The organism is Photorhabdus viridis (genome assembly GCF_040256935.1).
Classification (GTDB): Bacteria; Pseudomonadota; Gammaproteobacteria; order Enterobacterales; family Enterobacteriaceae; genus Photorhabdus; species Photorhabdus viridis.
This window is the reverse complement of record NZ_JBEJZY010000087.1, coordinates 1-6,528: the sequence shown is the minus strand read 5'-3', so window position 1 is coordinate 6,528 and position 6,528 is coordinate 1. Positions and strand designations below refer to the sequence as shown.

General features: G+C 47.4%; 4 protein-coding genes. All 4 read right to left on the bottom strand.

Features of this window, described 5'->3' with window-relative positions; genetic code table 11:
• On the bottom strand, positions 1-1,081 hold a 1,081-nt coding region (locus ABR397_RS21610), incomplete at its 3' end, for a DUF3396 domain-containing protein (RefSeq protein ID WP_350307517.1).
• 36 nt (positions 1,082-1,117) lie between these two features.
• Entirely contained in the window at positions 1,118-2,263 is a 1,146-nt protein-coding gene (locus tag ABR397_RS21605; RefSeq protein WP_350307516.1) for a DUF3396 domain-containing protein, read from the bottom strand.
• 15 nt (positions 2,264-2,278) lie between these two features.
• Positions 2,279-3,637 carry a VRR-NUC domain-containing protein gene (locus ABR397_RS21600; RefSeq protein WP_350307515.1) on the bottom strand — a complete coding sequence of 453 codons (1,359 nt, stop codon included), beginning with the start codon at positions 3,635-3,637 and terminating at the stop codon, positions 2,279-2,281.
• Between the two features lie 2 nt (positions 3,638-3,639).
• Entirely contained in the window at positions 3,640-5,754 is a 2,115-nt protein-coding gene (tssI, locus tag ABR397_RS21595; RefSeq protein ID WP_350307514.1) for a type VI secretion system Vgr family protein, read from the bottom strand.
• Between the last annotated feature and the right edge of the window lie 774 nt (positions 5,755-6,528).

Genomic DNA, 6,528 nt, shown 5'->3' with positions numbered 1-6,528 from the left:
GAATATCAAAAGCCATCGCGCCCTGCGCAAAGAAATACTGCTTGTCAGGGATGCTGTCGGTTCGCCAGAATCCACTGACTAGCGCAGGATTGCCGCCTCTCAGCGGGGTCATATGCAGAGGCCCACGGTCATAACGGGCATACCAGGCCAGTGTGGAAATATCATCAAAATGCCCCTCACCATAGAAGTGCAGGGAATCACCTTCTCCCGGCACAAAACGTATCGGACGTATTAGCTGATTAATGGCGAAATAACTCTCCGGGACACTGCCCGGCAGCGGTGTCAAGTCCGGGTATTTACCAGCCCGGATCATCAGACCATCGTGGTAAGGACTCATCACCACATCCGTGTAGCGGGCCAACATTGTGCGTATCCAATGTTCCCCACCCAATCGTCCTACAAAGCGTTTGGACAACAGGGTGATCCAATTAATACTGCGGATGGCATGTTCATACTGTAATACCGCAGTATGAACTGTAGAATTGACTTGCAATGCAGGGTAACGTTGCGCTAACTGGTACTCTAAGGGAAAATAGTCATGGTAATCTCTGGGGATGACTAGGGAGTAACCACAGTCTCCAGTGTCGGGTTCGAGCTGTTCACACAGAAAGTCCAGCCAGGCCATAAAACGAACCATGCCTTCTTGCTCTTTCAGATAATCCCAGGGCAGTGTCAGACTCAGGTAAGAGCTACTATCGTCACCATCATCCTCATCGGAATCCAGGTAACGCATCAGATAGCGAGGGGCTTCATAGAGATTTTTTGCATCACTGACTACCCAACTAGAAGGCTGGTTTTTTTTCCGATTAAGAATACCTTCTTCGACTTTGGCAATATTTTCCGGTGAATATTTTTTTAATCCCCTCAGTGAATGACGATGAAAACGCAGGTGGGTACCAAACTCTTCGCGAAAACGGCGATAGCAGGCCAGAATGCGTTGTTTTTTCTCCAGGGTGTAGCCCTGTTTAAAAAACAGGGTTATCGAGAGACCCAGGCGGGAAACAGTCAGTCCATCGCCATTGATAAAAAGAAAAGAAGTCAGTTGGGATTTCAACTGGGCAAAGTAAGCCAAAGTTTCCATATTCTCTCCGTTCATGATGAGACAGTGGATAATCCGTTATTCCCACATATTTTTTCCTTCCCGTATCAAGTGCCAGATCGTTGTGCCTGACTCCGCGCCCTGAATATCAAAAGCCATCGCGCCCTGCGCAAAGAAATACTGCTTGTCAGGGATGCTGTCGGTTCGCCAGAATCCACTGACTAGCGCAGGATTGCCGCCTCTCAGCGGGGTCACATGCAAAGGTCCACGGTCATAACGGGCATACCAGGCTTGTGTGGAAATATCATCAAAATGACCCGCGCCATAGAAGTGCAGGGAATCACCTTCTCCCGGCACAAAACGTATCGGACGTATTAGCTGATTAATGGCGAAATAACTCTCCGGGACACTGCCCGGCAGCGGTGTCAAGTCCGGGTATTTACCAGCCCGGATCATCAGACCATCGTGGTAAGGACTCATCACCACATCCGTGTAGCGGGCCAGCATTGTGCGTATCCAGAATTCCCCGCCCAATTGTCCTACAAAGCGTTTGGACAGCAGGGTAATCCAGTTGATGCTTCGTATCGAGTGGGCATAATCATCCAGTGTGGTATGAACTGTAGAGTTGACTTGCAGGGTCGGGTAGCGTAGGGCCAGTTGATACTCTAAAGGAAAATAGTCATGGTAATCTCTGGGCAGGACCAGACAATAACCACAGTCTCCCCAGTCAGGCTCAAGTTGTTCACACAGAAAGTCCAGCCAGGCCATAAATTTGGTCATGCCCTCTTGTTCTTTCAGATAATCCCAGGGCAGCACCAGACCCAGGTAGGAGCTACTATCATCACCATCAATTTCTCGGGAGTCCAGGTAATGCATCAGATAGCGGGGAGCTTCATAGATATTTTTAGCGTCACTGATATCCCAGGTAGAAAGCTGGTTTTTTTTCTGATTCAGAATACCCTCTTCCACTTTGGCTATATTTTCCGGGGAATATTTTTTTAGCCCTTTCAGTGCATGACGGTGAAAACGCAGATGAGTGCCAAATTCTTCGCGAAAACGACGATAACAGGCCAGAATGCGTTGTTTTTTCTCCAGCGTGTAGCCCTGTTTAAAAAACAGGGTTATTGAGATACCCAGGCGGGAAACAGTCAGTCCATCGCCATTGATAAAAAGAAAAGAGGTCAGTTGGGATTTCAATTGGGCAAAGTAATCATTAGTATCCATAATTTTCTCCGTTCATTATGAGGCGGTGGCGAATGTCACACTCGCCAGCATTGCCAGGATGGCGGCTAATGCCGCAGCGCTTACCGCAGCAGCAGCGATTAAAATTTCTCCCAGTTCAATCAGCGCCGCAGCGACGGCAAGGGTGACGAGGATAACAACGGCAACTTCGGCAATAATCACAACCACTTCCAGCATTCCTTCACCCACCTCTTTTAATATTTGCATCCAGCTCATGTTTTTTAGATCTTCCAGGGTGATATCTGAACCCTGTTGCACAGTCTGCCACCGGGCTTTTATCTCACGCTCAGTCCAGGTCACGATTTTTCCCGTTTGTTCATTAACCCAGGAAAAAACGTAGCTGACCTGATGGCTTATCGGGTCAATAATTTCTTCACACACCCACTTGCCGGCTTGATTGAACCAGGTACCAAACTGGGCAAGGAGCTCCCGGGTACTGTCGCGGACATAACTCAACCCATTTTCGGCCAGACCAGCCACTTCCTGCCCGAGGATAACCCAGTCTTCATAGCTGGGTAAGAAAGACCAACGGGAAGTGCTGAGAAGCGGCGGATTTTTTGTCAGGGGTTGCGGGATCGTACCCGGCACGCCCTCTTCGGGAGGTACGGGTAAAGCTTCATCATCAGGAGGTGAACCGGGTGGCAGTGGGGCCAGTGGTATAGGATTTTTATAGTGTTGGGAACCGGGTTGGTAATGTTTCCGCCACGCTTCATCATACTGTTTTTGCTCTTCTGTGCGGTTATCGATGACACGCATCACGCCAAAGCGAGAACGGGTAGCAATCTGAATATAATCTTTTTCTTGGTCTCGACTTAGATCATCTCCCGGAAATTTCACCTCAATCAACATCTTCAGATTATCGGGGTGTACAGAACCATCGAAGTAGATGGCATTTCTGCCCGGCCAGCGGAGATCCTCATCTTTAACCAGAATAATATCGGGCCGACGGATACCAACAACCCCAAATTTCTCCGCATCGTCAGCAGAAGGCCGGGCAAACGGATTACTGGATTGCGGTAAATTATCACCATAACGCTGCTTAGAGACTTGACTGGTCGCCAGCATAGGCAGAGGAACGTCCTTTTTCCCTCGGATAGCAAACACCACTTCTGCTTTATAGGACCATAAAAAGTCATGTTTAAGCTCCTCAACCTTAATCAACCCACTCATAATGATTTGATTAAGAAAGCGGATCGCCCCCTGTTTAGTCACAATCATCGCAGGCAGACGCAGGGCATATTCAGCTTTTTCCGCCAAATAGCAGGGGTCTTCATCGGCCGGAAAGACCCCGATTTCCATCGTACAGTTAATTGAGGTGACGGCCGGGCACATCTTGCCGCTGTTGGATATTGTCATACTTATTTCTCCGTAAATTCCATAACATACTCTACCGGCGTATTACCGCTGGCTCGGTATAAGGTTTTCTTCGGTTTCGGTGGGGCTTCCGGTGAACTCATTTGCAGATTTTCTTCAACCTTACTCTGTACAGTCACGGTTCTGCCCAGCGCGTCGGTTTTACCGGAAAGGGTCTGCCCGTCAGCGGTGGTGATAGTGTAGAGGGTATCCACCAGCGGTTTACCGCTCTGCTCACTCAGCAGGGTATAGCGGGCGGCGTAGTCAAACAGCGCATCAGCGGATTTTTTACCGGTGGTATGGTCGGTCATGGTGATACTGACCCCTTCGATACGGATGTTCCCCATCGGGTCAATGACTATCTGCCCGCCTGCGTTCCCAATGGTGATTTGCCCGCTTTCAGAACGCAGCTTGATATGTTTACCCACGGTAATTTGCTGATTATCGGTGATGTTTAATTGATAGCTTTTACCAATGGAAATGGCTTGCTGGCCTTTAATGGTCACCGTTTGATTTTGACTGACGTCAAGTGTCTGGAAGCCCTGCACGGCTTCGTCATCATCGTTTTTAATGATGGTGGTGCGGTTATGTTCAACTTCTGTTTTCTGGTCATGGCTTATTTGTGTGGTTTCATCCCTGAGAACCCGCGTATTCATATCCCGTTGAGCATGAATAAACACTTCCTCGCGGCCGTTTGCATCATCAAAGCGCAGTTCATTAAATCCCTGTCCTCGGTGAGTCTGGGTTTTAAAGGTAGTCCGGGTTTTCTCCACCGGTAAATCAAGCGGCGGGCGGTTGAGACCGTTGTAGGTACAGCCCGTCACAATCGGGCGGTCAATATCGCCGTTGAGATAGCTGACTATCACCTCCTGCCCAACACGCGGTATCGCCATAAAACCGAAACCGCTGCCGTTCCAGCCTTGTGCAACCCGCACCCAGCAGGAAGCGAGGTCGTCCGCTTCATCGTAACGGTTCCAATGGAAGTGGATACGTATCTCGCCGTGTTTGTTAACATAAATCTCTTCGCTTCCCGCCCCGACCACCGTGGCGACTTCATCACCGTCCGCTAGCGGTTTGTAGCGGTAAGGTGGTCGCCAGTCTTGTCGCCCTGGAATAAAGGTGACATCGTTTGTCAGTGTTGTTCCTTCGCCGCCGTCGTTTGACGCAATAGGCTGCCGCCCATGATGAGTGACAGAGAGCACTTGCCAGCGGTCATTCATCGCTTCTATTGGATGGGATTGCAGCGTAAAAATTTTGCCTGGACGCAGCCGGATACAGTTGGTTTGAGCCGTGCCGACTTTGCTGTAGTTTTGTAACTGCTCTAACCGTAGTTGGGTAAACGGTTTTCCTTCCGCATCCCACTGGAAACGCCCGTAGCTTTCAAACACCAAATCGTACCCACGATTGTCAACTGTCTTCCGGTGTTCGAGCGAATATTTAGGGTTAAGAAAGTTATAGTCTTTCTGGACCGTGCCATTCGGGCACAGGTATTCGCCATAACTCCACTGGTATGCAGTGGTATCGGTATCGTCCGTTTCAGGATGCGTATTGTAAGTAAGATCGATATCCGCCCGCATGCCCAAGTGGCAATCACAGAACAACATCTGTCTTTCATCAAACCAGAAGATAATGCCTTCTTCCGCCGCCAGACGGCACCAGAAGTCATAGTCTGATTCCCGTTTTTGCGTGGTGTATTCCCGTTCAGCATGGCGTTTATAGAGCGTATCGCGGGCAAATGAAATACGATGCTCTTTAAGCAACTGCGTTAAGATTTCCGGTACGGACTGTCGATGGAAGATACGGCTATTCTGATTAAGCGTCATCAGCCACATTGAGGGGCGGATAGTGAAGGTATAAAAAGTACGACGGCCATCGGTGTTACCCTGCTCAGCACCGGCTATTAAACCATTAATGGTACGTTCGGTGACGCCATTACGGGCAATGGTCAGTGATGCACTGTCCCCCAGCTGGTCATTCAAAGGAATATCATCACGTGAGCTAACCACCTTTAACGTCAGGCTATAAAGCTGTGATAACTCTTCCTGCAAGGTAAATTGCGATACCTGAAAGGTTGTTTGGGGCAATATGCCAATTTGGCAGGTGAAAACTAATCCATCCATATTTGAAACCTTACATAATTGAACCTTAATCCTGAAACGGAGATAACGCCATACAGCGCTTCTTCATATTACCAAGCCGGTGTTTCAACTTTATGGCTCTGAATAAAAAAATAGTTCCATCCTGTTCCACAGTAAAAAATGAAAGCGGAAAACTAAGTCACTTAATACGTGGCATTTGTAGAGAACAATAAACAGCATCCAGCTGAGTAGCGTGGAAATAAATAATAGAGAATTTCGTCCTCTGAGTTTTATGACCACAAGATCACGATATTTATCATATTAACATGACAAAAATGTGATACACATCACATAAAATGGCTAATTAATCACTATCCATCGTATGGAATGAATAAACATCACCGTAAATTTTTGCTTAATACGGAGGAAATCTAAAACCTCAAAAGCGTTAGGATATTAATCAACCTCGGCTTCGTTTAAATTTTGTTTTCTTTGACAAAAACTTTGATCGTGCCTCAGGCACTAAGTTCCCTTCTTAAGCAAACCTCAGGTTATTTAAATATTTTCTCGCCGGTTATTTTATGCAAAAAATCGTAAAAATAACGCAATAAAAAGGGGATAAGCAGATTAATCTGGCAGGATTTAAGCCCTGAGAAAAGGATTGATTATCGGAGGCGTGACTTATTAAAACTGCGGGTAAAACAACATGAGTAAAGATAAAAAGTGGGTATGATTAGCGTTAGTTAAACGTAAAACACGATGGCTAATGATGATTAAACTTAATAAAAAGCAGGTGTTAAAAGCGGTAAAAACAAC

Coding starts and splice junctions, on each gene's coding strand:
- ABR397_RS21605 (WP_350307516.1), bottom strand. CDS start 2,263: ATGGATACTAATGATTACTTTGCCCAATTGAAATCCCAACTGACCTCT.
- ABR397_RS21600 (WP_350307515.1), bottom strand. CDS start 3,637: ATGACAATATCCAACAGCGGCAAGATGTGCCCGGCCGTCACCTCAATT.
- tssI (WP_350307514.1), bottom strand. CDS start 5,754: ATGGATGGATTAGTTTTCACCTGCCAAATTGGCATATTGCCCCAAACA.